The organism is Flavobacterium segetis, assembly GCF_900129575.1.
Lineage (GTDB): Bacteria > Bacteroidota > Bacteroidia > Flavobacteriales > Flavobacteriaceae > Flavobacterium > Flavobacterium segetis.
The window spans coordinates 113,514-139,761 of the sequence record NZ_FQWE01000003.1 but is presented as its reverse complement, the minus strand read 5'-3'; the positions used below and the strand labels follow the sequence as shown (position 1 = coordinate 139,761).

The following is a 26,248-nucleotide window of genomic DNA, read 5'->3' as shown; positions in this document are numbered from 1 at the left end:
TACACTTTTATAATGAATTTTATTTTTGCTATGGTTCTAATTCTAGTCATTAATTTAATTTTGATATTGAGATGACTAAAGATGTTTTAGAAGTTGATAGCGTCCAAATGCAATACGATGGAAGGATTATAATTTCTGATGTTTATCTTAAATGTGAAACAAATGATATTATAGGGATTTTAGGAAGAAATGGCTCAGGTAAATCTACTTTGCTCAAGATTATCTTCGGAATTGAAGCTGCTGATTTTAAATTTGTTCGGATCAATAGTGTTGTTAAGACCAAAACAAGTGAGTTGCTAGACCAAATTAGCTATTTGCCTCAGGACAATTTTATTCCAAGTTCATTTACTGTCGAAAAGACAATTGGACTCTCGATTTCTAAGAATATGATCTCGAGGTTTCATAATGATGAAATGATTCAGTCGATTTTAGATAAAAAAATAAAGCATCTTTCCGGAGGAGAGCTTCGATACTTAGAAATCAAATTAGTACTTAATACCAACTCTAAATTTGTACTATTAGATGAGCCTTACAATGGTTTATCGCCAGTTATGATAAAAAAAGTTAATCAGTTAATTCTAAGCAAAGGAGATGAAAAAGGAATTATAATCACGGATCATAACTATGAAAATGTGATAAAAGTATCTACTAAGTTAACGCTGATTAAAGAAGGGAAGTTATTTCATCTAAAAACTAAAAATGAATTAGTTGAACGAGGATATTTGCGAGAAGGGATGCTTTAAATCCTTTTAAAAAACGACAATAAATTAGTCAACAATTCCGATTGATTTTCAATATGACTCATGTGACCATCAGGAAATGAAATTAAGGTTACTTTAATGTCTTTTAACTGTTGCTTAGTTTCCTCATATGGCAGCACAGTATCTTTTTCACCTAGTATCATTAATTTAGGATACGTTGTAAGGCGCAGTATCTTTTGTCGATCCATTCTAATTTTCATTCCCTCAAGCGAAGCTATTATTCCTTGCAATGGGGTTTTAAGGGCTTCTTTATTTACTTCTTCAATATGCGGTGCAAGGCGTTCTCGATTATTTTCACTAAAAAGATTTGATACAGAAAGTGAAATGAAATTCTTGAATGATTGCTTCACCGCTTTCACTGCTCGATCTCTATTTAATTTTCGCTCCTCACTATCAGCTCTTGCTGTTGAGTTTAGTAAAACTAATCCTTTCATGTATTTTGGATATAATTCGGCGAAAGCCAAACAAACATAACCGCCCATGGAGTGTCCAACAAAAACCGCTCTACGAATCCTTAATTCTGAAAGTACAGCATAAACAGCATCAGCATGATCTTCCATAGTATGTACGTAACCCAAACATTCTGATTGTCCATGACCCAGTAAATCAATAGTGATTACACGATTTTTTTTAGCAAATTCACAGATGTAGAAATTCCACATTTCTTTGTTTTCTAAAAAACCATGAAGTAAAACAATTACGGTTCCTTTTCCAATATCTGAAAAAGAGATTTGCGTGTTTTTAAATTGGATTTGCTTCAAATTGAGATATTAAATTTTTGTAAAATTAAGGTTTAATTTTTTTTAAACCCTAATCGGGTAAAAAGATCTCCATCAAACTTGTTTGTGCATCGATGAGTATATTTCGCTTTAGTATAAAAAATTTTGTGTTTTTATTCACAAACACAATGATCTGTAACCATATAACTTTTAGATGTAATTGTGTAACAAATAGTTTTAACAAGATTATAATTTTGCTTTAAACTTTAAAACAAAAATTATGAATCTGAAAAGATTTTTTGGAGGACTGCTCACGGTTCTTGGTATTGTAGGTCTTATTTACACAGCCGTTATATTTGCTAGCACATCTGGCGAAACTAAAGAGATTAAATCGTTACTTATATATGGAATTCTAGGAATAGTATTCTTTATGTCAGGAATTAGTTTAGTCCGTACTACAAAAGACGAGTAATAAATTTTTACTTTTCTAATAGAGTGCGCAAATTGCGATCAATACAAATGGCTCTTATTGCTGAAAGCCATTTGTAAAAGCCATTTATCAGAATTAAAAACGTCGATCGCCATTAAGCATACTTCCTAAACCGCCTAGTAAGCTGCCTTCATCTCGATTATTTCCGCCAGCTCTTGGTGCAGAAGCAATTATTCTATCAGCCAATCTACTGAAAGGTAATGATTGTATATAAACAGTCCCTGGTCCGCGAAGCGTTGCGTAAAATAATCCTTCGCCACCAAAAATTGAATTCTTTATTCCGCCAATAAATTCAATGTCATAATCGACATCTTTTGTAAATCCAACGATGCAGCCAGTGTCAACTTTTAAAACTTCACCTACTGCTAATTCTTTTTTGGCTAGTGTACCGCCAGTATGCACAAATGCCATTCCGTCTCCTTCTAATTTTTGCATTATAAAACCTTCACCACCAAATAATCCACGACCTAATTTTTTAGAAAATTCAATTCCTATGGAAACTCCCTTTGCAGCACAAAGAAAAGAATCTTTTTGACAAATAAATTTTCCGCCAAATTGCGTAAGGTCAATTGGGATGATTTTTCCAGGATATGGAGCAGCAAATGAAACTTTGCTTTTATTGCTTTGCTGATTAATAAACGCGGTCATAAACAAACTTTCTCCTGTCAGTACTCTTTTACCAGCGCTTAATAGTTTGTCAAATAATCCGTTTTGTTGTGCGGATCCATCGCCAAAAATAGTTTCCATCTTGATATTATTATCCATCATCATAAAACTACCTGCTTCGGCAATTACAATTTCTTGTGGGTCTAATTCTATTTCTACATACTGCATTTCCTCGCCAAATATGTGATATTCTATCTCGTGCGCTTGCATAATTTATGTTTTTTTAGTTCCTGTCTCATTTTTTAACTAATATGATTTGCACTTCATTTGCCACAAAGGTAACAAGTCGTTAAGCGTATTGTTTTAATCTGAAAATAAATTATCGTAAATAATTCCTTTGTGATTTATTAAATGAGCAAATCTTTAAATGCACATTATTACTAGCAGGATTTCGATTTATAAAAAATTAAAAAATAATATGTTTTTTAAATAGGTATTTATTAAAAATATAAAGTTACAATTTTAAGATTGATTTTAGAACTGGAGTTTTGGAATTTGATATTTGCTCTTTATTAAGTGCAAGGGATAGTAGTGCAAAGCCCGACTCAGCTTGAGTTCACGTAAGCTGAGTTACATCCAAAAAAAATCGATTCACATTGCTGTAAATCGATTGATACTTTGTAATTTTTAGTTATTAAGAATTCATTAAGTCTTCTATTTCCTCAATTTCAATTGGAATATTTCGCATCATATTAAATGGTTCTCCACTTTCTTGAATGATAATGTCATCTTCTAATCGAATTCCGAAACCTTCGGCAGGAATATAAATTCCTGGCTCTACGGTAAACACCATATTTGCCTGCATTGGTTCCGTAAGTATACCGTAATCGTGGGTATCAAGTCCCATATGATGAGACGTTCCATGCATGAAGTATTTTTTATACGCAGGCCAATCAGGACTTTCGTTTTGTACATCAGCGTTGTCTAAAAGACCCAAACCTAGTAGCTCTGAAGTCATTATTTTACCAACTTCAACGTGATATTGCTTCCATAATGTGCCTGGTGAAAGCATTTTAGTAGCTTCATTTTTCACTCTTAGAACTGCATTGTATACTTCTTTTTGTCGGTTTGTATATTTTCCCGAAACTGGAATCGTGCGACTCATATCACTCGAATAATTAGCATACTCAGCGGCAACATCAAGCAATATTAAATCACCGGTTTTACATTGTTGATTGTTTTCAATATAATGAAGCACATTGGCATTATTTCCTGAAGCAATAATAGGAGTGTAAGCAAAACCTCTTGAACGATTTCGGATAAATTCATGAACCAGCTCTGCTTCAATTTCGTACTCAGTCACGTTTGGTTTTACAAAATTTAGTAGTCTTCTAAAACCTAATTCCGTTATATTACAAGCTTTTTGGATCAAATCTAATTCCTCCGTTTCCTTAACAGAGCGTAGGCGCTGTAAAATCGGATTACTCTTTGCTACTGCGTGAGCAGGATATTTATCTTTCCACCATTTTACAAAACGGGCTTCGCGAGTTTCCGTTTCTATTGTTGCACGGTAGTGCTCATTAGTATTGATGTAAATTATTTCAGAGTGCGTCATCAATTCGAATAATATTTTTTCGAATTGATCTAACCAATAAACGGTTTTGATTCCTGCAACTTCAAATGCTCGATCCTTAGTTAATTTTTCGCCCTCCCATACTGCAATATGATCATTAGTTTCTTTTAAAAATAAGATTTCTCTCTGATGCTCGTAAGGCGCATCTGGAAAGAGGAGTAAAATACTTTCCTCTTGATCCACGCCGCTTAAGTAAAAAATATCGCGATGCTGTGCAAAAGGTAAAGTGCTATCAGCAGAAACGGGATAAATATCATTAGAGTTAAAAACAGCAACACTTTTTGGCTTCATTTGAGCCATAAACTTCGCTCTATTTTTAATAAATAAGTTTCGATCTATTTGATGGTATTTCATAAATTTGAATTTTGTTCTTTTAATTACTCAAAATTACTAAGATAAAATCGTTTAAACTCATGAATTTAATAAATTTTAATATAAATCATAATTGTGCATATTTCAATATGAGATTATAAAAAAGTGATGCTATTTATCAGCGAAAAACTTTATCGTATCGGATTAGTAGAAAATTGATTTATAATAATTTCACTCCATATTATAATTTTCTAAGTTTCTAGACTTTCACCAAAGTTTGGATCGTTAAATGCGTTTTTACAAAATCAAAAGTACCATAGATAATATTTTTTTTTATCATTAGTGTCTTGTCATAAAAGCAAAAGTTAGGAATTCAGGTACAATTTCGTAAAGTAAGAAAAAAATACGTTTTCAAAATATCTGAGGGTTTAAAATTTAATTGTCATAAAATTTATTGATATACTATTTTTCACTACAATTTTTAATGATTACTAATTTTTTAAATAGCTATATTATTTAGAAAAAATTTGCGTTTGTCTAATTAGAGTACGGGTTTATAGTCTCTTAAGTGTTGATTGGTAGTAAATTGTTCAATTGTAAGCTTTAACACTTTAAAATCATTATAAATTATAACGAAAAGGTTGTAGTTCATTCGTAATTGGTCTATTTTTGTATGATTTTTAAATTATAACATACAAATTCTTATGGCAAAATCTGCATTATTAAAGTCATCGATTGCAAAGAAAGTTGCAATGGCGCTTTCCGGACTTTTCTTAATTTTATTTTTAGCACAACATTTTTTTATAAACAGCACCTCGGTTTTTAGTCCTGACACTTTCAACAGTATTTCTCATTTTATGGGTAACAATCCGTTGGTTCAATTTGTTATTCAGCCTATTCTTATCATTGGTGTTATTTTTCACTTTTCTATGGGTATTGTTTTAGAGTATCAAAATAATAAAGCAAGACCAATCAGTTATGTTAAGAATAATGGGGCGGCAAATTCATCTTGGGCTTCAAGAAACATGATTGTAAGTGGTTCAGTTGTTTTAGCGTTTATGCTGTTACATTTTTATGATTTCTGGATTCCAGAGATGGTTTATAAATATGTAGAAGTTAATCCGCTTGATGAAACTAGATATTTCGCTGAGTTGACGCATAAGTTTGAAAGTTCTGTACGTACTGCTATTTACTGTGCTTCTTTTATCTTATTATCACTTCACTTATGGCACGGTTTCAACTCGTCTTTTCAATCTGTGGGTTTCAACAACAAATATTCAAGATCATTACATAAACTGGGATATGCTTTTGCAATTGTAATTCCTTTTGGTTTCATTTTCATCGCATTATTTCATCATTTTAATCATTAATATTAAATTATAAATGGCATTAGATTCAAAAATACCAAATGGTCCAATAGCGGACAAATGGACAAATTATAAAGATCACATTAATTTAGTAAATCCTGCTAATAAACGTAATATTGATATTATCGTTGTTGGAACAGGGCTTGCAGGTAGTTCTGCTGCTGCAACTTTAGCTGAATTAGGATATAACGTAAAATCATTTTGCTTTCAAGATTCACCTCGTCGTGCGCACTCTATTGCTGCACAAGGGGGAATTAATGCAGCAAAAAACTACCAAGGCGATGGAGATTCAACTTTCCGTTTGTTTTATGACACTGTAAAAGGTGGCGATTACCGTTCCAGAGAAGCGAATGTGCACAGATTAGCCGAAGTTTCTGTAAATATAATCGACCAATGTGTAATGCAAGGTGTTCCATTAGCTCGTGAATACGGGGGACTATTAGATAACAGATCTTTTGGAGGAACTCTAGTAGCTCGAACATTTTATGCTAAAGGACAAACAGGGCAACAACTCTTATTAGGTGCGTATTCAGCAATGAACCGTCAGATAGGTCGTGGTAAAATAAAATCATTTACGCGTCACGAAATGCAAGATTTAGTGCTGGTAGATGGTAAAGCAAGAGGAATTATTGCTCGTAACTTAGTAACTGGAGAGATAGAAAGACATTCAGCTCACGCTGTTGTTATAGCTTCAGGTGGATATGGAAATGTATTTTTTCTATCTACTTACGCTATGGGAAGTAATGCAACTGCTGCATGGAAAATCCATAAAAAAGGAGCGTTTTTTGCTAATCCATGTTACACTCAAATTCACCCAACATGTATTCCGGTTTCAGGAGATCATCAGTCTAAATTAACTTTGATGTCAGAATCTTTGCGTAATGATGGGCGTATTTGGGTTCCTGCAAAATTAGAAGATGCAAAAAGTATTCGTGAAGGAAAATTAAAACCAACAGACATTCCTGAAGCAGATAGAGATTATTATTTAGAAAGACGCTATCCAGCTTTTGGAAATTTAGTGCCTCGTGATATTGCTTCTCGTGCTGCAAAAGAAAGATGTGATGCAGGTTTTGGTGTAAACAAAACGGGTGAAGCTGTTTATTTAGACTTTGCTGCTGCAATAGAACGTTATGGAAAAGAGCAAGCTTATATAAAGGGATTAGACGCAAGTGATGCTAAATTAATAATAAAATTAGGAGCTGCAACAGTTGCGAATAAATACGGGAATTTGTTCCAAATGTATGAGAAAATTGTTGATGAAAATCCGTATTTAACTCCAATGATGATTTACCCAGCGGTGCATTATACAATGGGTGGAACATGGGTTGATTATGATTTACAAACTACCATTCCAGGTTGTTTTTCAATAGGGGAATCTAATTTTTCTGATCATGGTGCAAATAGATTAGGAGCTTCTGCATTAATGCAAGGTTTAGCAGATGGTTATTTTGTATTGCCTTACACAATAGGTAATTATTTAGCACCTGATATTAAAACGGGTGAGATTTCAACTGATTTACCTGAATTTGTTGAAGCTGAAAATAATGTAAAAGCTCGTATTGAGCGATTTATGAATAATAAAGGAACACATTCTGTAGATTATTTCCATAAGAAATTAGGAAAAATCATGTGGAACAAAGTAGGAATGGCTCGTAACGCGCAAGGATTAAATGAAGCTATTAATGAAATTGCAGCGTTGAGAGAAGAGTTTTACAATGATGTTAAAGTGCCTGGTGATGCCTTTAGCTTAAATCAAGAATTAGACAAGGCAGGACGTGTTGCTGATTTCCTTGAATTAGGTGAACTATTCGCTAAAGATGCTTTACATCGAAATGAGTCATGTGGAGGTCACTTCCGTGAAGAGTACCAAACTCCAGAAGGAGAAGCACAACGTGATGATGAAAATTTTGCATATGTAGCGGCATGGGAATATAAGGGAAAACCTAGCGATGCAATATTACACAAAGAGCCATTAGTATTTGATAACGTAAAATTGGTTCAAAGAAGTTATAAATAGAAATTAGTCCAAAGTTAAAATTCCAAAGTCTTAAAGTTTAAGGCTCTTGACGTTCGACTTTATGGCTTTCAAACTAATAAAAAATATGAAACTTACATTAAAAATATGGCGTCAAAAAAACGCTAAAGCAGAAGGTAAAATCGTTGAATATCCACTAGATGGAATTGAAGAGGATATGTCTTTTCTTGAAATGTTAGACGTTCTAAATGAAGGTTTAATAAATAAAGGCGACTTGCCAGTGTCATTCGATCACGATTGTCGCGAAGGAATTTGTGGATCTTGTTCACTTTATATTAACGGTGAAGCTCATGGTCCAGATCGTGGAGTTCCAACTTGTCAATTGCACATGAGAATGTTTAAGGATGGTGATACTATTTTCATCGAACCTTTTAGAGCAAAAGCTTTTCCAGTAATAAAGGATTTAGTGGTTGATAGAAGTGCATTTGATAGAATTCAACAAGCTGGAGGATTCATTTCTGTAAATACTTCAGGAAAACCTACTGATGCTAACGCTATTCCAGTGAAAAAGCACGACGCAGATCGAGCATTTGATGCTGCAACTTGTATTGGTTGCGGTGCTTGTGTGGCTAGTTGTAAAAATTCATCAGCAATGTTATTTGTATCTGCAAAAGTATCTCAATATGCATTATTACCACAAGGTAAAATTGAAGCTACTGAACGTGTTTTAAACATGGTAGCTCAAATGGATGCTGAAGGTTTTGGTAACTGCACTAATACTGGTGCTTGTGAAGTAGAATGTCCTAAAGGTATTTCACTGGAGAATATTGCTCGTATGAATAGAGAGTATTTAGGTGCAAGTTTGAAAGGATAAAAAGGTGCTCAATTCCTTAGGGAATTAACGATAATAAAAAAACGCATTCATTAATTTGAATGCGTTTTTACATTAAATATCTTAGTCCTGCCAGCCCCATGGAGCTGCGGGTGTAGAAACTGTTTTAGTTAAATCGAATTTTACTGTAAAAAGTCTATCAGAACCAATGCGTCTTAAATTATAAGTAAATGACGTTTCTTCCAGAGTAATCCACCATACATTGGCAGCAGCAGCTGGAATCAAATCACATGTTTTTTGGTCTGCGGGAAATAATTGAAGTGTTGCAGATCCAGAATTTGGTGCCGTTCCACCATATTGAGTTACTTTGTCCTCTGAACCATCTTCATGCCGGTGATCATGTTTTAGTTGAATGTGGTCATTTCTATAATTTAGCACCCAAGTTCTTGATTTATCCTCTCCTACAAAAAAAGGAATTCGAATTGTGTTTTCACTACAATTACGAATGTGCATTATTAATGTCTTACTTCGAAAAGTATCATTTTCAGCTCCCTCCGTTACCACTCCTTCAAATGATTTTCCACATTGTTTTTGCAGGTTTTCCCAAAATTGTTTTGCGCCAGATTTGCTTTGGCCAAAAGTAAAAATGGATAATAGCATCATGGTTAGTACAATGGTATCTCTCATATTTTTTTTGCTAATATAATGAACTTAAACTATCTTAGTATTTCTTATTTTTAAAAAAATAAAACAATGCAAGTAGCACTAATACAAGCGCCTTTAATTTGGGAAAGGCCAGAATTAAATCGGAATTATTTTGAGTCAAAAATCAATTTAATTTCTTCAGATGTTAATCTAATTGTGCTTCCAGAAATGTTTACGACAGGATTTACAATGAATCCAATTCCTGTTGCTGAAAGTATGAAAGGAGAAACGGTTTCATGGCTTGTAAATTTGGCTAAAGCCACAAAAACTGCCATAACGGGCAGTATTGTTATTAAGGAGCATAGTAATTTTTACAACAGGATGTTTTTTGCTTTTCCCTCTGGCGCGATACAATATTATGATAAAAGACATTTGTTTACGCTCGCAGGTGAACATAAGCATTATAATGCAGGAACTACCAAAACAATGGTTGAGTACTTAGGCTGGAGAATATGTCTACTAATTTGCTATGATTTACGTTTCCCTGTTTTTTCAAGAAATAATGCTGATTATGACTTATTGTTATATGTAGCTAATTGGCCAAAAATCAGAATTAATGCATGGGACTCACTGCTAAAAGCGAGAGCCATAGAAAATATGAGTTATGTAATTGCGGTTAATCGAATAGGCGAAGACCAAAATGGGCATTCGTACGTAGGACATTCGCAAGTTATAGATTGTATGGGTGATTATCTGATAGCGCCGGAAGAGTGTGAAGCTGTTTTTACGACTACTTTAGATCATTCTATATTGTTGAAAACGAGAAAAAAGTTTGGATTTTTAGATGATAAAGATAATTTTGAAATTAAAGATTAGAAAGTAGATTTCCTCTTTTTATCTTCTTTCTTTTTTATTTCGGGAAGGTAAGGTAAACTTAAATCAAATATTTGATTAACATCCCAATTTGCTCTTACGTCGATTTCTTTAGAAAAATAAATTACTTCTTCAGCTTGACGTTTTTTTAGATAGTTACCAGAATCCCATTGTTTATTTTTGTTTCCATCGTAAATAGCCCTTAAAATATACATTGCGGGATCAATTAAATTGAAATTTACTGTTTTATTTTCTTCAGTATATTCGCTAGCCATAACATCGCCTTTTGTATCAGTAAGCTCAATTATTACTGGGAACTGTTTTATGTTCTCAAGTAATACAGTTAAGTTTCCATAATCTGAAGTGCTTTTTGTTGAAAGTTTATAACTCAACGTATCATTTAATTTTTCGTAATAATCATTTAAAGCGCCGGGTAGAATAGTAAAACTATAATTTTCTTGAGGTTCTTTGTTAAAATCAAAATATAGTTTTTGATTAAATTCATCATATTCGGTAGTAAATGGCACTTTAGCTTTAGCTTTGTTAACTAAATTAATTTTTGAATTATCAATAGCAATCAATGGAGTTGCACTTTCTAATGTGAATCTATCTCTAAATTTTATGTCATTGTTCTGGATGGCGGAGATCATTAAAGTGTCTTTTTTCTGGTCTTTATTTTTAAAAGTGTATTTAACTTTATAGTACCCTTTTGCAACAGCCAAATTAAGTGAATCTGCTTTTATTTGTTTGTACCAAATTTGTAATGAATCCTTCTTAGGTAGTTTTGTGACAAGATGTACTAAAGCATTGTTTTTATCTGATAATATTATCTCAGGTCTAGCTTCATTCGAATTTATTGTGCCTTCATAACCCAGTAAAAAACGATTGCCAGAGGCCTGTGAGGGTTTAAAAGTTTTTAATGGTAATTCTTCTTTAAATAATGATAATTCTGGCGTGGAATCAGTTGGGATGGTTATGATTTCTTTATGAAATCCAATTTTATCTTGTTTGGGATTGTACTTATTGTTGCTGTTTACATCTTTTATTCCAACAAGAAGGTATTTTCCAGCTTTTAAGTTTTCAAAATTAAACGTTTTTAAACTATCTAATGTATTTGTAACATATCTTGGTGTTTCGTTGTAAACAATAGAGTCATTAAAATCATTATTAATATCGTAGAGCATCACTGAAACGAAAGATTCAACCTCTTTATCATAGGCGCTTTTTACTGTTCCACTCAGTTTTAAGGAATCGATAAAATCACCAGTAGAAAAAACATATTTGAATTGATTGTATGGGTTTCCTTCATTATTATCTGCTATACTTTGCCCAAAATTAAAACTATACGTTGTATTAGGTTGTAGTGTATCTTTTATTTTAATAGTAATTGTTTTAGTTGCCGTTGTTGGAAGGACTAACGGTTCATTTTTCATTGGAGGTGAAATTATTAACTGCTTATTTAAATTTTTTAATTTGACGTTTTCATCAAAAACTAACTTGATTTGATCTCCCTTAAAATTAGTACTGAAGTTTTCTGGAAAGCTCATTTTCAAAACGGGAGCTATAGTATCTTTTAACCCGCCAGTTATAGAGCCTCTTTTAGCGCAGCTCGCAATGATAAAAAGTAATAATAAGAAAGTATATTTTAAATTGTTTTTCAGCATATCAAATCAAAATTAGAAAATACAAAATAACAATTATAATCGATGTGATTTTTTATTTTTAGAGAATTATTATGATAGAAAATAATTGGATTATATTTATTTCAAAATATTTTTATAATTATTGTTTAGTTTTACATCTTGAAATATCTAATTCTAGTGAAATAAACTTTCAACAATAATTAGTTTTTAACATTAAATTCAAAAATAAAATGCGAAAAATAGAACACATAGGAATAGCCGTAAAAGATCTAGATTTGTCTAATTTACTTTTTGAAAAGCTCTTTGGAATGCCAGCATACAAGTCGGAAGTTGTAGAAAGCGAGGGTGTCAATACTTCTTTTTTTATGAATGGTCCTAATAAAATTGAGCTTTTGGCTGCTACTAATCCAGAAAGTTCAATAGCTAAGTTTTTAGAAAAAAAAGGAGAGGGAATTCATCACATTGCATTCGATGTTGAGGATATCGTTTCAGAAATTGCACGATTACAGAAAGAGGGATTTATTATTCTTAATACTATTCCAAAGAAAGGAGCTGATAATAAATTAGTGGCTTTTTTGCATCCAAAGAGCACAAATGGTGTTTTAATTGAACTTTGTCAAGAAATTAAAGATTAAATTCAGGAAGGTTTATTAACTAACAATCAGCGGTTTTCTGTTTTTAGAGATAAAAAAAGCGTAGCGGAGTAAAATTCTAATTAAAAAATAGTTGTAACAAACCAAAAATAGTAGTAATATTGCACATTCATAACCGGTCCTATAGCTCAGCTGGTTAGAGCACCTGACTCATAATCAGGTGGTCCCTGGTTCGAGCCCAGGTGGGACCACTAGTAAAATCAAGCCTTTACAGTAATGTAGAGGCTTTTTTTTGTGTTTAAGAATAAACGCAGAAAAATACTTTCCGATACATTAATTTTTAGCAATTTATTTTTAATTGAAGAAACATTATGTTTAATTTGTACAGTTGAATAAATAGAAATTGGTTCAATCATAATCTAAATTGACTTTTTGTAAGCATGAAATACGCAAAAAATATATCATTACTTATTCCTTGCCTACTATATGCAATATACACTAGCGCACAAGGAGGTGGAATCACACCGCCACCACCGCCACCACCACCACCGCCACCCGGATTATCTATTGATCAGAACATTTTTATTTTGATAATCATCGCCTTGATTTTCGGAATTTATTTAATATACAGTAAAACGCTAAAAATAAAAACTCCAAATTAAAATTGGAGTTTTATTCTTATGAAATGATTTTTTTACTTATTTCCGTAAAGCCGTGAAACATATTTTCCAATCACGTCAAATTCTAAGTTTACTTTTGTTCCAATAATAAACGAGTTGAAGTTAGTGTGCTCATAAGTGTAAGGAATAATTGCAACACTAAATTGATTACTTTTCGAATCAACTATTGTTAGACTTACTCCGTTTACTGTTATGGATCCTTTTTCAATGGTGATGTTGTTATAAAGTGCATCATATTCAAAAGTATAAAACCAACTTCCATTAGTTTCATCGGCAACAATGCAGGTAGCAGTTTGATCTACATGACCTTGAACAATATGACCATCAAGGCGATCGCCTAGTTTCATAGCTCGTTCTAGGTTTACACTATCTCCAGCTTTCCATGTACCCAAATTTGTTTTTTGAATGGTTTCATTAATTGCGGTAACTTTATAAAAATCATCTGCTATAGCTACTACTGTCAGACAAACGCCATTATGTGCAACACTTTGATCAATTTTTAATTCAGCTGCTATGGATGATTTAATAGTAACATTTACGTTAGTATTTTCTTTTTCTATTTCTTGGATAGTACCAAGGGTTTCTATAATTCCTGTGAACATTCTTGTTTTTATTTACTAAATTTGCACTTCAAAATTAGCAATAAATAACGGGATGTCATTATGAAAAAAGCAGAAAATATAATCGTCGGAATTTCAATAGGAGATTTAAACGGTATTGGAAGCGAGGTGGTTTTAAAAACTTTTGAGGATTCTCGAATGTTAGAATTGTGTACACCTGTTATTTTTGCAAATGTTAAATTATTGTCATTCGTCAAAAAAAGTTTTCAGTCAACTTCTTTATTACATGGAATCGATAGGCTAGATCAAATTGTGATAGGAAAGATAAATGTTTTAAATCTTTGGAAAGAAGCTTTTGATGTAAAACTTGGTGAGAGCGATCCCTTAGCAGGTGAGTATGCAATAAAATCTTTTGTTGCGGCTACAACAGCTTTAAAGGATGGGCTTGTGGACGTTTTAGTTACTGCACCAATAAATAAATATAATATCCAGTCAGAAGATTTTCAATTTCCTGGTCATACTGATTATTTAAATCAAGAGTTAGAAGGTAACGCCCTTATGTTAATGGTGCAAGATAATTTGAGGGTCGGTCTTTTAACTGATCATATACCTGTAAGTGAAGTTGCCTCTCATTTAACAGAAGAATTGATTAAGAAAAAAATTGCAACAATCAAGCAATCTTTAATTCAAGATTTTAGTGTAAGTAAGCCAAAAATTGCTGTTTTAGGTTTAAATCCACATTGTGGAGATGGAGGTGTAATTGGTTCGGAAGATGATTTAATAATCAAGCCAACCTTGAAAAAAATATTTGAAAAAGGGACATTAGTGTTTGGTCCTTTTGCCGCGGACGGTTTTTTTGGCAGCAATCAATATGAGAAATATGATGCTGTTATTGCAACCTATCACGATCAGGGATTAATTCCATTTAAAACATTGTCTTTTGGGAAAGGAGTAAACTTCACCGCGGGTCTCGATAAAATAAGAACATCACCTGATCACGGTACTGCCTACGATATAGCAGGCAAAGGAATAGCTGATTTTAATTCATTTAAAGAAGCCGTTTATTTAGCTATAGATATTTATCATTCTAGAAATCAACATGCCATAATCAGCGAAAAACCATTAAAAACAAAAGAAAAACAGTTGTGAACAAAAAAAAGTGAATAACATTATTAGTTTTGCAATAAATTTATATCTTTGCACTCCCGAAGATTAGGGGCAAATTGCTATTAAAATGAAGAACACAAAAGAATATTTAATTCCTTTTGCGGGATTAAAGCTAGGGAAACATCATTTTGAGTATCAAATTAATAATGCGTTCTTTGAAATCTTTGATTATAACGAATATCAAGATTCAAATATAAAAGTGAACTTAGTTTTAGAGAAGACAAATACACTTTTAGAATTAAATTTAAAACATAAAGGAACGGTAAATGTACCTTGTGATTTAACAAGTGAAGATTTTGATTTGCCAATAAAAGGTAAGATGAAATTAATAGTTCGTTTTGGAGAAGAATTCAACAATGATAATGAAGAGTTATTGATCTTGCCACACGGTGAATTTGAAATTGATGTTGCACAATATATATACGAACTGATTGTTTTATCAGTGCCCTTAAGACGAGTTCATCCTGGGATAAAAGATGGAAGTTTAAAAACTGAAGCTTTGACTAAATTGAACGAGCTTAAAATAAATGAAGAGAATAAAAAAGAAGAAGATATAGACCCACGTTGGGACAAATTAAAGAAACTATTAACGGATAAATAATATAGTAAAATGGCGCATCCTAAGAGAAAAATCTCCAAAACAAGAAGAGACAAAAGAAGAACACATTACAAAGCTACAGTAGCGCAAATTGCTACTTGTCCTATTACAGGAGAAGCACACTTGTATCACAGAGCATATTGGCATGAAGGTAAGATGTACTACAGAGGGCAAGTTGTTATAGATAAGTCTGTAGCGGTTGCTTAATACATTTTTGTAAATAATATTCGAACTCTCACATCGTGAGAGTTTTTTTGTTGTTTTTAATTTTTGTTAAATAAGAAGTTCCGTATAATAAAAAATGGAATTTTTTTTGTAAATTTCACGTCTTTATAAAATTTTCAAATAGTGATATTTGGCTAGTAATAAATTGCATACAATGAATAAAATCACAGCCGCAATTACCGCTGTTGGAGCTTATGTTCCGGACTTTGTGCTTACAAACAAAGCATTGGAAACTATGGTTGACACCAATGATGAATGGATCACTTCTCGGACAGGAATAAAAGAAAGAAGAATTCTTAAGGATGAGGATAAGGGAACTTCCTTTTTAGCTATAAAAGCTGCGCAAGATTTAATTGTAAAATCAAATATCGATCCTTTAGAAATAGATTTAGTGATAATGGCTTCTGCAACTCCAGACATGCCAGTTGCTTCAACTGGTGTGTATGTTGCCACTCAAATAGGAGCTATAAATGCTTTTGCCTATGATCTGCAGGCGGCCTGCTCGAGTTTTTTATACGGAATGTCAAATGCTGCTGCTTATATAGAATCAGGTCGTTATAAAAAAGTACTCTTAATTGGTGCCGACAAAATGTCATCAATCGTAGATTATACGGATCGATCAACTTGCATCATTTTTGGTGACGGTGCTGGAGCAGTATTATTTGAGCCAAATTATGAAGGATTAGGACTCCAGGATGAATATCTACGTAGCGATGGAGTAGGTAGAGATTTTCTTAAAATTGATGCAGGAGGTTCGTTAAATCCAACTTCGTTTGATACAGTTAAGGAGAATAGACATAATATTATTCAAGATGGGAAAACCGTTTTTAAATATGCGGTAACAAATATGGCCGATTCGAGTGAATTAATCCTAAAAAGAAATAATCTTACAAATGAAGATGTTGATTGGCTAGTTCCGCATCAGGCAAATAAGCGCATCATAGATGCTACAGCTAGTAGAATGAATCTTGAAGATTCAAAGGTGCTAATGAATATCGAGAAGTACGGAAATACAACTTCTGCCACTTTACCATTAGTGCTCAATGACTTTGAACATTTGTTCAAAAAGGGAGATACAATAATTTTGGCCGCATTTGGAGGTGGATTTACATGGGGATCTATCTATCTAAAATGGGCATACGATAAAAAATAATTTAACCTAATAACAAATAATTATGGATTTAAAAGAAATTCAAAATTTAATCAAGTTTGTAGCAAATTCAGGAGTTGCAGAAGTAAAGTTGGAAATGGATGATGTAAAAATCACTATTAGAACAACTTTAGAAGGGCACGCAACCGAAACAACATACGTTCAGCAAATACCAGCACAAGCGCCACTTCAGCAAGCGTTTGCGCCACAACAAGCTGTTCCTGCTGTAGTAGCAGAAGCTCCAGTTTCAGAAAACGCGCATTTTATCACTATAAAATCTCCAATTATTGGTACTTTCTATAGAAAACCTTCTCCTGATAAACCAATGTTTGTAGAAGTAGGTAAAACAATTGCTAAAGGTGATGTACTTTGTGTCATTGAAGCAATGAAATTATTCAACGAAATTGAATCTGAAATTTCTGGAAAAATTGTAAAAATACTGGTTGATGATATGTCACCAGTTGAATTTGATCAACCTTTATTCTTAGTAGATCCTTCATAACATTTTTAAATTTCAACGTTTTAAATTCCAAATTCCAATTTCTGGATATTTGGAATTTGGAATTTGTCATTTTAATTTTAAATTTTTAAAACGATGTTTAAAAAAATATTAATTGCAAATAGAGGAGAAATTGCGTTACGCATCATCAGAACTTGCAAGGAAATGGGAATAAAAACTGTTGCTGTATATTCTACTGCTGATGCTGAAAGTTTACACGTGAAGTTTGCAGATGAAGCAGTTTGTATAGGGCCACCTCCAAGTAGCCTTTCTTATTTGAAAATGTCAAATATTATTGCTGCTGCTGAAATTACTAATGCAGATGCGATTCATCCTGGATATGGATTTTTGTCTGAAAATGCTAAATTTTCAAAGATTTGTCAAGAACATGGTATCAAATTTATAGGCGCCTCGCCAGAAATGATTGATAGAATGGGAGACAAAGCTTCTGCAAAGTCAACAATGATTGAAGCCGGTGTTCCTTGTGTTCCAGGTTCAGTAGGAATTTTAGAATCATACGAGCAAGCTTTACAATTATCACGTGAATTTAATTTTCCTGTCATGCTAAAAGCAACTGCCGGTGGTGGTGGAAAAGGAATGCGTGCAGTTTGGAAAGAGGAAGATTTATTAAAAGCTTGGGAGAGTGCGCGTCAGGAATCAGCTGCTGCTTTTGGTAATGACGGAATGTATTTAGAAAAATTAATTGAGGAACCGCGTCATATTGAAATACAAGTAGTTGGCGATTCTTATGGAAAAGCATGTCACCTTTCAGAAAGAGACTGTTCCGTACAAAGACGTCATCAAAAATTGACTGAAGAAACTCCTTCTCCTTTCATGACTGATGATCTTCGTTTAAAAATGGGCGAAGCTGCGGTTAAAGCAGCCGAATATATTAAATATGAAGGAGCAGGAACGGTTGAGTTCTTAGTAGATAAACATCGTAATTTCTATTTCATGGAAATGAATACTCGTATCCAAGTAGAACATCCTATCACAGAACAGGTGATTGACTACGATTTAATTCGGGAGCAAATTTTAGTGGCTGCTGGTGTTCCAATTACTGGAAAGAATTATTTGCCAAAATTACATGCGATTGAATGTCGAATAAATGCAGAGGATCCATATAATGATTTCAGGCCTTCACCAGGAAAAATCACAACACTTCACATGCCAGGAGGCCATGGAGTTCGTTTAGACACTCATGTTTATTCTGGCTATACTATTCCTCCTAATTATGATTCTATGATTGCAAAGTTAATAACGACAGCGCAAACTCGTGAAGAAGCAATTAGTAAAATGAGAAGGGCATTAGATGAATTTGTTATTGAAGGTATTAAAACTACAATTCCATTTCATAGACAATTAATGGATGATCCACGTTATATTGCAGGAGATTACACAACTGCGTTTATGGATACTTTTAAAATGAACGATCCAGAATAAAAAATATATTGTAACAAAAAACCTCACTGCAAAGTGAGGTTTTTTGTTTTCAATCATAATTTTGTGAACTGAGTTAAGCTATTTTATAACGTTTCTTTCAACCACTTGTAAAACTCTTTTTGCCACACTTGAGCATTTTGTGGTTTCAATACCCAGTGATTTTCTTCTGGAAAGTATAGAAATCTACTTTTAATACCTCTTAATTGTGCCGCTTGAAAAGCTTCCTGCGATTGTCCTATTGAAACTCGAAAATCTTTCCCTCCTTGAATAATTAATATTGGTGTATTCCATTTATCCACATAATTAATAGGATTGAATTCATTATACGCTTTTTGAGCAACTGCATTGTTCTTTTCCCAATAGGCTCCGCCGAAATCCCAGTTGTTGAAGAAAACCTCTTCGGTAGTGCCAAACATACTTTGGGTGTTAAAGACACCATCATGAGAAATAAATGTTTTGAAACGATTGTTATGAATCCCAGCTAAATAAAAAGCCGAATAACCACCATAACTTGCGCCAACGCACCCTAAACGTTTTGCATCTACGTAACTCTCTTTAGCAACTTCATCAATAGCTGATAAATAATCCTGCATCACTTGGCCGCCCCAATCCTTGCTTATTTGTTCGTTCCATTCTACGCCATGACCTGGCATTCCACGGCGGTTAGGCGCTACAATTATATAGCCATTTGCAGCCATCAATTGAAAATTCCATCGAAAAGAATAGCTCTGCGTCAATGGTGATTGTGGTCCACCTTGGCAATATAAAAGTGTTGGATATTTTTTTGAAGCATCAAAATTCGGGGGGAGGATTACCCAAACTAACATTTTTTTACCATCCGTTGTAGTCACATATCTTCGTTCTGTTTTGCTTAACGCCAAAGAATCATAAGTACTTGTATTTACATTTGATAATTGATTCCATGTTTTTTTCTTCAAATTGTAAGAAAAAATTTCAGCAGCGTGGTTCATATCTGTTCTGGTTACAATCACGTTAGCTCCAGAAATACCAATAATGGAATTTACGTCAAAATCTCCATTCGTGATTTGGTTAACCGTGATAGCGATGCGTTTAACGCCAGGAAAGTTAACTTCAAATAATTGTTTTGTTCCATCAATAGGTGCAACAAAGTATATTTTGCTTGCATCTTTGCTCCACATAAAGCTGTCAACAGTTCCATCCCACTGCGCGGTTAAATTTATGTTTATTCCCTTGAAACTTACAATTAAGTCATTTTTATCAGCTTCAAAACCGTCTCTTTTCATTTGCAACCATGTCAAATTTCCTGTAGGAGAAAATTGTGGTGCCACATCATAACCTAGATTGTCGACCGTTCTATTGACTGTTTTTCCAGTCTCTAAATTGTATTCGTAAATGTCAGTGTTAGTTGAAAGCGCATACTGTGTACCTGCTTTTTTCTTAGATACATATAAAATACTTTTACTGTCAGGTGACCAAATATAATCTTCGTCTCCACCAAATGGTTTTTGAGGACTATTATAGTTTTCTCCCTTCATTAAATCTATTCCTAAAGCACCTTCCTTATTTGCCTTGTAAAAAACATGGTTAAAAGTCCCATCGTTCCAAGTATCCCAATGACGATAATCCAAGCCATCGTAGATTTGAACATCTGATTTAGGTAAATTTGGATAGAAATCTTTTCCGTGTACTTTGTCAATTTTTACTTCTTCGTTGTAAACGATAAATTTTCCGTCAGGAGATATATTTCTATCTAATAATAAAGTTTTAGAATCGTTTATTTCAGTCGGACTACCGCCATTTATAGCTAAATTATAAATCTTATAGTCTGATTTGTTTTCTTCAACCGAAGAGAAAGTAACTTTGTAAACTATATTTTTTCCATCAATTGAAAGACCGAGAGGGGCAACTCTTCCTAATTTCCATAATAATTCTGGTGTCATTACATTTTGTGCCACAGCATTTAAACTCATCATTATAAGCGGTATTACTAATATTTTTTTCATTTTTAATTATTTTATTTTAAAGTATAAAAATAGCCAATTTTTTTAACCTTTTTGACTGAATCTTAAACGTAACTATGGTTTTGGTTATTTAGTAAATATGCATCATCATTTAGGTACTGAAAATATATTATTTGAAGATTTAGATTATCTAATAGTTTAATTCAATCTTGACTATCAATTTTTATTATTTAGTTGAAATTTAATGTATTAAAATAATTTTTAACCAGTTATTGAAATTAAAATACTGTCAATTTTATAAAAAAAAGTTAAATTAATTAAACTTTTAATAGTAACACTATTATATTTGCATAAAAATAATCTAATCACAATATGAAGTCTTTTAAAATATTTATAATTGCATTTATGTGTTGCAGTTCAATGTTATTTGGACAAAATACTAAAGAAAATGATTTAGGTGCTTGGTATATGTATTTTTACACCACTAAAATAAAAAACAGTGCTTTTAGTATTCAGGGAGATGTGCAATATCGTAACTTCAATACCATTGGCGATTTAGAACAACTTTTACTTAGAAGTGCAGTAACATATTCTCCAAAGAATACTAATGTAACATTAGCTCTAGGATTTGCTAATATAACAACTGGAGTGATAGGCGAAAATGATGATACAATAAACGAAAATAGAATATATCAGGAAGGACTATTGCCACAAAAGGTAGGTGAAAGACTTTATTTTACGCATCGTATTAGATACGAACAACGTTTTATAGAAAATCAAGATTTTAGGACTCGTATTAGATACAATATGTCGCTTAATGTACCACTTAATAAAAATAAAATTGAAAAAAATACTTTATATGCAGCTTTATATAATGAGATTTTTATCAACGGGAAAAAAAATATCGGTAATAACAGAATTGTAAATGTCTTTGATAGAAATCGATTTTATGTTGGATTAGGTTATGGAATCACAAAAAAAATCAGAGCACAATTAGGATTCATGAATCAATCAACAGAAAACGCAGGAAAAGATCAATTACAGTTTAGTATTCATCACAGTTTTTAATATAACAACCTTTAATAAATTTAATTATGAAAAACAATTATTTAAAATTATCCTTAATTTGTATGTCTGTCATAATGGTCAGTTGCAAAGAGAACAAAGAAACAACAGACAAAAAAGAAGGAGAGTCTGCAACAGTAACTAATGTTGAAAAACGACTTGAAAATCGTGTTTTGACTAAAGAAGATCAAGATAAATTAACTCCAGACGGAGTACTTGCAGATTTTAAAGCTGGTAACGAGCGCTTTAGAAACAACAATAATACGGTTAGAGATTACAAAGAGCAAATTAGAAAATCTGCTGTTGGTCAATTTCCAAAAGCTTTTGTATTAGGCTGCGTAGATAGTAGAGCACCTATTGAAGATATATTTGACCAAGGAATTGGGGATGTTTTTGTTGGACGAGTAGCAGGAAACTTTGCAGATGAAAATATGTTAGGCAGTATGGAATTTGCTTGTAAAGTAGCTGGTGCTAAGTTGATTATGGTAATGGCGCACCAACATTGTGGCGCTATAAAAGCTACAATCGACAATGTGGATTTAGGGAATATAACTTCTTTAGTCGATAACATAAAACCCGCAATAGGTTTAAGTGCAAGTTTTTTAGGAGAAAAAAATTCTAAAAACGAAGAATATGTAAAAATTGTAGCCGAAAATAATGTTAGAAACACTATCAAAAACATTAGAGAAAACAGTCCAATTTTAAAAGAAATGGAGGATAAAGGCGAAATAAAAATAGTTGGTGCATTTTACACACTTACAAAAGGAGAATTAATTTTTGTAGAATAAATACATCGAAGTTTAATTGTTCTTTTTTAAAAGATAATGAGCCGAAATAATTCAATTTATTTCCCCTCATTATCTTTTTTTTGCTCGTCCCGCATTGCGTAGTAATAAGCTGCGCGACTTAATGGTTCATATTCCTCTGTTTCGCCTAACATTACTAATTTGTCGTTGTCTGTTTTGCGAAAACTATAATTGGCTAAATTTCCAGTACGAGTGCATACCGCATGAACCTTAGTCACATATTCTGCAGTTGCCATTAAAGCGGGCATTGGTCCAAAAGGATTTCCTTTAAAATCCATATCTAATCCTGCGACAATCACTCTAATCCCCTGATTGGCAAGATCATTGCAAATTTTGACAATCTCGTCATCAAAAAATTGAGCTTCATCAATCCCTACAACATCGCAACCTTGTGCTAAAATTGCAATATTTGCGGCAGCGGGAACCGGCGTAGAACGAATTTCATTAGCATCATGTGATACGACCATTGCTTCATCATATCGGGTGTCAATGGTAGGTTTAAAAATCTCCACTTTTTGCTTGGCAAATTGTGCTCTTTTTAAACGACGAATCAATTCTTCAGTTTTACCTGAAAACATCGATCCGCAAATGACTTCAATCCAGCCAAATTGCTCTTTGTGATTTACTGTATTTTCGAGAAACATTTTGTATTATTCTAGCTTAAAAGATGATTAGTTTTTATTACTTTGTAAAGTACAAAGCGACATAAAAAATTTATACTTTTACGTCGTTTCAAAAGTATGACATTTTTATTAAAGGGCACTTCTTCCAGTTGCTAAAATACTTCTTCAAAAGAAACAAATTGGGAAAGACTCACTAAAAACATTATAATTTCAAAGTTATGAAAAAACAATTGGAAGCCGATTTAATCAGCATTGCACATAGAGTATTACAGCTAAAAAATAGATCTGACATCAATCAATTATACTTGGAAACGCAGAAATTATATGAAAAACTTGCAGTATTGCGATTTGTTGATCAGCATTTTAGCGAAGTACAACCTACCATTGGTCGTTCAGAGATTGAAAAACAAATCAATGTAGTTTTTGATACTGTCGAAGAGAATCTTGTGCCTATAGAAATAGTAGAAAAATCGTCTGATGAGGAAATACTTGTAGATAATTCCAAAGATGAATTAATAATAGTTGAAGAAGAGACTAATATTTCTAATGAAAATCCAATTCCAGTAGAAACCGCAGCGCAAGAATTTGAAACGATAAAAGAGGAAAAGCCAGAAATTGATGATAAAGAAAATCCAGAACTTGCTCAAGAAGAAATTAATGTTGATGACGATTTAGAACCTCAAGAAATAGAGCAAGTAAATTTTACTCCTTCTTTTGAATTAACAAAAACTGATGTGGTAGAAATAGAAGTGGAAACTAAAAAAGTCGAAGCGGTACAAATATCATTTGAGGAATTATTAGGTGGAAATTACCACGACACTCTTTTTGTAAAAAAACAGCAAGTTGAAAATATTCCTACTACAATTGTAATTGAAACGCCCAAAGTTGAAAATAGAATTGAAGAGCAAAACAATGAAATTATTGAAAATCAACAGTCTAATGATTTTGATAGTAAATTAGTTTCGTTAAACGATAAATTAGCTAAAGGAATAAATATTGATCTAAATGATAGATTAGCTTTTATCAAACATCTTTTTGCTAATAGCGATGAAGATTATAACCGTGTTTTAAGTCAATTAATTACATTTAATACATTTTATGAAACGCGAGATTTTATTCAGGACATGGTTAAACCAGATTACAACAATTGGGAAGGGAAGCAAGAATATGAAGATCGATTTATGCATATTATAGAGAAGAAATTTCTTTAATTTCTTTGTCATAAATACTTTTAAAACTTAAAATTACCAGTTAATACTTTCTATTTATGTCAAAATTATATATTGTTCCTACGCCTATTGGTAACTTGGAAGACATGACTTTTCGCGCTATTCGGATTCTTAAGGAAGTCGATTTAATTCTCGCTGAAGATACTCGCACTAGTGGAAAACTTTTAAAACATTATGAAATTGGCACACACATGTACAGTCATCACATGCATAATGAACATAAAACAATAGAAAATTTAATTTCTAGATTAAAAGCAGGTGAAAACATAGCATTAATATCCGATGCTGGAACTCCTGCAATTTCAGATCCAGGTTTTTTATTAACAAGAGCATGCGTTGAAAATGGTGTTGAAGTGGAGTGTTTGCCTGGCGCAACTGCTTTTGTACCGGCACTTGTCAATAGCGGTTTACCCAATGATAAATTCGTTTTTGAAGGATTTTTGCCTGATAAAAAAGGAAAACAAACTCGGTATTTGGCCTTAGCCGAAGAAACTCGAACGATGATTTTATATGTTTCTCCTCATAAATTATTAAAAACTCTAACGGAATTTATTACTTATTTCGGCGAAGACCGTCAAATATGTGTGTCAAGGGAATTGTCCAAATTGCATGAAGAGAACGTTCGTGGAACAGTTCGCGACGTACTTAATCATTTTGAAAAAACTGCTCCAAGAGGAGAAATTGTTGTGGTTGTAGGTGGAAAAGCGATCACAAAAGAACCTAAAAAGTCAAAATTTTCAACAGAAGAAACAGAATGAATCACAATAAAATTATAATCATTGGCGCTGGCTTATCAGGACTGATGACAGCTTATTTGTTAAAGAAAAAAGGACTCGAGTACATAATTCTAGAAGCTAATTCTCGAATAGGTGGTCGTATAGAAACAGTTACAGGTACAAGCGGATCAACCATGGAAATGGGCGCAACTTGGTTTAGCAATCCGCACCAGCATTTATTAGCCTTGTTAGCTGAATTAGAGATCTCCTACTTCAAGCAGCACACACAAGGAGTTTCATTATTTGAAACCATGTCATTTGTGCCGCCGCAAAAATTTGAAATTTCAGATGCCGAGGAATCCTCGTATCGAATTGAGGGAGGAACGATTAAGTTGATTGAAAGATTAGTAGATGAGGTAGGTGTGGACACTATAAGAACTGAAACCAAAGTGAGTTCGATTAAAGAGCTAAGTGATTGCTTAGAAATCATTGATTCTAATGGAGTGGTATATTTAGCTGCAAAAGTAATTAGTACTTTACCGCCACATTTGCTGGTGCAAAGCATCACATTTGAACCGTCATTATCGACTTCAATACAAAGTTTAGCTAAGAAAACGCATACTTGGATGGGCGAATCAATAAAATTTGCCGTGGAATATAAAAAACCGTTTTGGCGGGAGCAGAATTATTCAGGCACTTTGTACAGTCAAGCAAGTATTATTCAAGAAATGTATGATCATAGTAATAGCGATAAAAGCGGATTTGCATTAAAAGGATTCCTGAATGGAGGAACTTACACATTATCTCAGGAGGAAAGAAAAGAAAAAGTACTACTTCAATTAACTAAACTATACGGTGATGAAACAGCTAATTATATAGCTTATCATGAAAAAGTATGGCGAGAAGAACCGCTGACTTTTTTGCCTTATGAGCAACTTGTTTTAGGACATGAAAACAATGGTCATCCTGAATATCAAAAAGCATTACTTAATAATAAATTATTTCTTTCGGGTTCAGAAACTGCTGTTAAAAACCCAGGATATATGGAAGGAGCAATAGTTGCAGCAAAAAGTATTGCGACTCACTTTTAATAAT

The 26,248-nt window shown here is 32.9% G+C and carries 27 protein-coding genes and 1 tRNA gene; 20 read left to right on the top strand and 8 right to left on the bottom strand.

The window, feature by feature from the left end; translation table 11 throughout:
- Positions 1-71 precede the first annotated feature (71 nt).
- Complete coding sequence (locus BUA99_RS04975) at positions 72-743, top strand: ATP-binding cassette domain-containing protein (RefSeq protein WP_072989077.1); 672 nt, start codon at positions 72-74, stop codon at positions 741-743.
- Here the strand turns inward: BUA99_RS04975 and BUA99_RS04970 are convergent.
- Complete coding sequence (locus tag BUA99_RS04970; RefSeq protein ID WP_072989075.1) at positions 740-1,522, bottom strand: alpha/beta fold hydrolase; 783 nt, start codon at positions 1,520-1,522, stop codon at positions 740-742. The two genes, BUA99_RS04975 and BUA99_RS04970, sit on opposite strands and share 4 nt — an antisense overlap.
- A 238-nt stretch (positions 1,523-1,760) precedes the next feature.
- On the opposite strand from BUA99_RS04970, the gene BUA99_RS04965 reads away from it, so the two are divergent.
- Positions 1,761-1,952 (top strand): hypothetical protein, encoded by a 192-nt coding sequence (locus BUA99_RS04965; RefSeq protein WP_072989072.1) that lies wholly within the window; start codon positions 1,761-1,763, stop codon positions 1,950-1,952.
- Between the two features lie 93 nt (positions 1,953-2,045).
- Here BUA99_RS04965 and BUA99_RS04960 read toward each other — a convergent pair whose 3' ends face one another.
- A complete protein-coding gene (locus BUA99_RS04960; protein WP_072989069.1) occupies positions 2,046-2,846 on the bottom strand; it encodes a TIGR00266 family protein in 801 nt (266 codons plus the stop codon).
- A 424-nt stretch (positions 2,847-3,270) separates the two neighbouring features.
- Positions 3,271-4,563: an aminopeptidase P family protein gene (locus tag BUA99_RS04955; RefSeq protein WP_072989066.1), complete on the bottom strand. Its 1,293-nt coding sequence runs from the start codon at positions 4,561-4,563 to the stop codon at positions 3,271-3,273.
- A 662-nt stretch (positions 4,564-5,225) separates the two neighbouring features.
- Here BUA99_RS04955 and BUA99_RS04950 point away from each other — a divergent pair.
- The 3 genes from BUA99_RS04950 (at position 5,226) to BUA99_RS04940 (ending at position 8,737) form a co-directional block, all read left to right on the top strand.
- Positions 5,226-5,891, top strand: a complete 666-nt coding sequence (locus tag BUA99_RS04950; protein WP_072989063.1) for a succinate dehydrogenase cytochrome b subunit — start codon at positions 5,226-5,228, stop codon at positions 5,889-5,891.
- Between the two features lie 13 nt (positions 5,892-5,904).
- Positions 5,905-7,905 (top strand): fumarate reductase/succinate dehydrogenase flavoprotein subunit, encoded by a 2,001-nt coding sequence (locus BUA99_RS04945; RefSeq protein WP_072989062.1) that lies wholly within the window; start codon positions 5,905-5,907, stop codon positions 7,903-7,905.
- A gap of 85 nt (positions 7,906-7,990) precedes the next feature.
- Complete coding sequence (locus BUA99_RS04940; RefSeq protein WP_072989720.1) at positions 7,991-8,737, top strand: succinate dehydrogenase/fumarate reductase iron-sulfur subunit; 747 nt, start codon at positions 7,991-7,993, stop codon at positions 8,735-8,737.
- A gap of 81 nt (positions 8,738-8,818) precedes the next feature.
- On the opposite strand, the gene BUA99_RS04935 is transcribed toward BUA99_RS04940, so the two are convergent.
- Complete coding sequence (locus tag BUA99_RS04935; RefSeq protein WP_072989059.1) at positions 8,819-9,382, bottom strand: hypothetical protein; 564 nt, start codon at positions 9,380-9,382, stop codon at positions 8,819-8,821.
- A gap of 66 nt (positions 9,383-9,448) precedes the next feature.
- On the opposite strand from BUA99_RS04935, the gene BUA99_RS04930 reads away from it, so the two are divergent.
- Entirely contained in the window at positions 9,449-10,216 is a 768-nt protein-coding gene (locus BUA99_RS04930) for an amidohydrolase (protein WP_072989057.1), read from the top strand.
- Here the strand turns inward: BUA99_RS04930 and BUA99_RS04925 are convergent.
- Positions 10,213-11,877 (bottom strand): Ig-like domain-containing domain, encoded by a 1,665-nt coding sequence (locus tag BUA99_RS04925; RefSeq protein WP_072989055.1) that lies wholly within the window; start codon positions 11,875-11,877, stop codon positions 10,213-10,215. The two genes, BUA99_RS04930 and BUA99_RS04925, sit on opposite strands and share 4 nt — an antisense overlap.
- A 209-nt stretch (positions 11,878-12,086) precedes the next feature.
- Here BUA99_RS04925 and mce point away from each other — a divergent pair, with 209 nt between their 5' ends.
- The 3 genes from mce to BUA99_RS04910 all read left to right on the top strand — a co-directional run bounded on the left by mce (position 12,087) and on the right by BUA99_RS04910 (position 13,111).
- The gene (gene mce / locus BUA99_RS04920; RefSeq protein WP_072989052.1) at positions 12,087-12,491 is read left to right on the top strand and encodes a methylmalonyl-CoA epimerase; all 405 of its coding nucleotides are present in this window, start codon (positions 12,087-12,089) and stop codon (positions 12,489-12,491) included.
- Positions 12,492-12,626: 135 nt separating this feature from the next.
- Positions 12,627-12,700, top strand: a tRNA-Ile gene (locus tag BUA99_RS04915).
- 189 nt (positions 12,701-12,889) lie between these two features.
- Positions 12,890-13,111, top strand: a complete 222-nt coding sequence (locus BUA99_RS04910) for a hypothetical protein (protein ID WP_072989049.1) — start codon at positions 12,890-12,892, stop codon at positions 13,109-13,111.
- A 32-nt stretch (positions 13,112-13,143) separates the two neighbouring features.
- On the opposite strand, the gene BUA99_RS04905 is transcribed toward BUA99_RS04910, so the two are convergent.
- Positions 13,144-13,731: a riboflavin synthase gene (locus BUA99_RS04905; protein ID WP_072989047.1), complete on the bottom strand. Its 588-nt coding sequence runs from the start codon at positions 13,729-13,731 to the stop codon at positions 13,144-13,146.
- A gap of 57 nt (positions 13,732-13,788) precedes the next feature.
- Here BUA99_RS04905 and pdxA point away from each other — a divergent pair, with 57 nt between their 5' ends.
- The 6 genes from pdxA to accC all read left to right on the top strand — a co-directional run bounded on the left by pdxA (position 13,789) and on the right by accC (position 18,771).
- Positions 13,789-14,838 (top strand): 4-hydroxythreonine-4-phosphate dehydrogenase PdxA, encoded by a 1,050-nt coding sequence (gene pdxA, locus BUA99_RS04900; RefSeq protein WP_072989044.1) that lies wholly within the window; start codon positions 13,789-13,791, stop codon positions 14,836-14,838.
- A gap of 85 nt (positions 14,839-14,923) precedes the next feature.
- Entirely contained in the window at positions 14,924-15,457 is a 534-nt protein-coding gene (locus BUA99_RS04895) for a YceD family protein (protein WP_072989042.1), read from the top strand.
- A 9-nt stretch (positions 15,458-15,466) separates the two neighbouring features.
- Positions 15,467-15,661: a 50S ribosomal protein L32 gene (rpmF, locus tag BUA99_RS04890; RefSeq protein ID WP_007137315.1), complete on the top strand. Its 195-nt coding sequence runs from the start codon at positions 15,467-15,469 to the stop codon at positions 15,659-15,661.
- Between the two features lie 172 nt (positions 15,662-15,833).
- Complete coding sequence (locus BUA99_RS04885; protein ID WP_072989040.1) at positions 15,834-16,832, top strand: beta-ketoacyl-ACP synthase III; 999 nt, start codon at positions 15,834-15,836, stop codon at positions 16,830-16,832.
- Positions 16,833-16,854: 22 nt separating this feature from the next.
- Positions 16,855-17,331: an acetyl-CoA carboxylase biotin carboxyl carrier protein gene (gene accB / locus BUA99_RS04880; protein WP_072989037.1), complete on the top strand. Its 477-nt coding sequence runs from the start codon at positions 16,855-16,857 to the stop codon at positions 17,329-17,331.
- 93 nt (positions 17,332-17,424) lie between these two features.
- Entirely contained in the window at positions 17,425-18,771 is a 1,347-nt protein-coding gene (gene accC, locus BUA99_RS04875) for an acetyl-CoA carboxylase biotin carboxylase subunit (protein WP_072989035.1), read from the top strand.
- Between the two features lie 83 nt (positions 18,772-18,854).
- Here accC and BUA99_RS04870 read toward each other — a convergent pair whose 3' ends face one another.
- On the bottom strand, positions 18,855-20,756 hold the full coding sequence (locus tag BUA99_RS04870; protein WP_072989032.1) for a S9 family peptidase: 1,902 nt from the start codon (positions 20,754-20,756) through the stop codon (positions 18,855-18,857).
- Between the two features lie 330 nt (positions 20,757-21,086).
- On the opposite strand from BUA99_RS04870, the gene BUA99_RS04865 reads away from it, so the two are divergent.
- On the top strand, positions 21,087-21,782 hold the full coding sequence (locus BUA99_RS04865) for a DUF2490 domain-containing protein (RefSeq protein ID WP_072989030.1): 696 nt from the start codon (positions 21,087-21,089) through the stop codon (positions 21,780-21,782).
- 26 nt (positions 21,783-21,808) lie between these two features.
- Complete coding sequence (locus BUA99_RS04860) at positions 21,809-22,567, top strand: carbonic anhydrase family protein (RefSeq protein WP_072989027.1); 759 nt, start codon at positions 21,809-21,811, stop codon at positions 22,565-22,567.
- 56 nt (positions 22,568-22,623) lie between these two features.
- Here the strand turns inward: BUA99_RS04860 and BUA99_RS04855 are convergent, their stop codons facing one another.
- A complete protein-coding gene (locus BUA99_RS04855; protein ID WP_072989024.1) occupies positions 22,624-23,229 on the bottom strand; it encodes a thymidine kinase in 606 nt (201 codons plus the stop codon).
- Between the two features lie 197 nt (positions 23,230-23,426).
- Between BUA99_RS04855 and BUA99_RS04850 the strand changes: the two genes are divergently transcribed.
- From BUA99_RS04850 to BUA99_RS04840, 3 genes are read left to right on the top strand one after another with little or no spacing between them, the layout of a single operon-like run.
- Positions 23,427-24,419 (top strand): hypothetical protein, encoded by a 993-nt coding sequence (locus tag BUA99_RS04850; protein ID WP_072989022.1) that lies wholly within the window; start codon positions 23,427-23,429, stop codon positions 24,417-24,419.
- A gap of 56 nt (positions 24,420-24,475) precedes the next feature.
- A complete protein-coding gene (gene rsmI / locus BUA99_RS04845; protein WP_072989020.1) occupies positions 24,476-25,195 on the top strand; it encodes a 16S rRNA (cytidine(1402)-2'-O)-methyltransferase in 720 nt (239 codons plus the stop codon).
- Positions 25,192-26,244 (top strand): flavin monoamine oxidase family protein, encoded by a 1,053-nt coding sequence (locus tag BUA99_RS04840; RefSeq protein ID WP_072989017.1) that lies wholly within the window; start codon positions 25,192-25,194, stop codon positions 26,242-26,244. Before rsmI ends, BUA99_RS04840 begins: the two co-directional genes overlap by 4 nt.
- Positions 26,245-26,248 lie beyond the last annotated feature (4 nt).

Bases quoted from the DNA above. Each gene is read 5' to 3' on its own strand.
- BUA99_RS04940 (WP_072989720.1), top strand. From the start codon at position 7,991: ATGAAACTTACATTAAAAATATGGCGTCAAAAAAACGCTAAAGCAGAA.
- mce (WP_072989052.1), top strand. From the start codon at position 12,087: ATGCGAAAAATAGAACACATAGGAATAGCCGTAAAAGATCTAGATTTG.
- BUA99_RS04885 (WP_072989040.1), top strand. From the start codon at position 15,834: ATGAATAAAATCACAGCCGCAATTACCGCTGTTGGAGCTTATGTTCCG.
- BUA99_RS04975 (WP_072989077.1), top strand. From the start codon at position 72: ATGACTAAAGATGTTTTAGAAGTTGATAGCGTCCAAATGCAATACGAT.
- rpmF (WP_007137315.1), top strand. From the start codon at position 15,467: ATGGCGCATCCTAAGAGAAAAATCTCCAAAACAAGAAGAGACAAAAGA.
- BUA99_RS04855 (WP_072989024.1), bottom strand. From the start codon at position 23,229: ATGTTTCTCGAAAATACAGTAAATCACAAAGAGCAATTTGGCTGGATT.
- BUA99_RS04960 (WP_072989069.1), bottom strand. From the start codon at position 2,846: ATGCAAGCGCACGAGATAGAATATCACATATTTGGCGAGGAAATGCAG.
- BUA99_RS04850 (WP_072989022.1), top strand. From the start codon at position 23,427: ATGAAAAAACAATTGGAAGCCGATTTAATCAGCATTGCACATAGAGTA.
- BUA99_RS04950 (WP_072989063.1), top strand. From the start codon at position 5,226: ATGGCAAAATCTGCATTATTAAAGTCATCGATTGCAAAGAAAGTTGCA.
- BUA99_RS04865 (WP_072989030.1), top strand. From the start codon at position 21,087: ATGAAGTCTTTTAAAATATTTATAATTGCATTTATGTGTTGCAGTTCA.
- BUA99_RS04945 (WP_072989062.1), top strand. From the start codon at position 5,905: ATGGCATTAGATTCAAAAATACCAAATGGTCCAATAGCGGACAAATGG.
- accB (WP_072989037.1), top strand. From the start codon at position 16,855: ATGGATTTAAAAGAAATTCAAAATTTAATCAAGTTTGTAGCAAATTCA.
- accC (WP_072989035.1), top strand. From the start codon at position 17,425: ATGTTTAAAAAAATATTAATTGCAAATAGAGGAGAAATTGCGTTACGC.
- BUA99_RS04895 (WP_072989042.1), top strand. From the start codon at position 14,924: ATGAAGAACACAAAAGAATATTTAATTCCTTTTGCGGGATTAAAGCTA.
- rsmI (WP_072989020.1), top strand. From the start codon at position 24,476: ATGTCAAAATTATATATTGTTCCTACGCCTATTGGTAACTTGGAAGAC.
- BUA99_RS04955 (WP_072989066.1), bottom strand. From the start codon at position 4,563: ATGAAATACCATCAAATAGATCGAAACTTATTTATTAAAAATAGAGCG.
- BUA99_RS04905 (WP_072989047.1), bottom strand. From the start codon at position 13,731: ATGTTCACAGGAATTATAGAAACCCTTGGTACTATCCAAGAAATAGAA.
- BUA99_RS04925 (WP_072989055.1), bottom strand. From the start codon at position 11,877: ATGCTGAAAAACAATTTAAAATATACTTTCTTATTATTACTTTTTATC.
- BUA99_RS04910 (WP_072989049.1), top strand. From the start codon at position 12,890: ATGAAATACGCAAAAAATATATCATTACTTATTCCTTGCCTACTATAT.
- BUA99_RS04935 (WP_072989059.1), bottom strand. From the start codon at position 9,382: ATGAGAGATACCATTGTACTAACCATGATGCTATTATCCATTTTTACT.
- BUA99_RS04930 (WP_072989057.1), top strand. From the start codon at position 9,449: ATGCAAGTAGCACTAATACAAGCGCCTTTAATTTGGGAAAGGCCAGAA.
- BUA99_RS04965 (WP_072989072.1), top strand. From the start codon at position 1,761: ATGAATCTGAAAAGATTTTTTGGAGGACTGCTCACGGTTCTTGGTATT.
- BUA99_RS04860 (WP_072989027.1), top strand. From the start codon at position 21,809: ATGAAAAACAATTATTTAAAATTATCCTTAATTTGTATGTCTGTCATA.
- BUA99_RS04840 (WP_072989017.1), top strand. From the start codon at position 25,192: ATGAATCACAATAAAATTATAATCATTGGCGCTGGCTTATCAGGACTG.
- BUA99_RS04870 (WP_072989032.1), bottom strand. From the start codon at position 20,756: ATGAAAAAAATATTAGTAATACCGCTTATAATGATGAGTTTAAATGCT.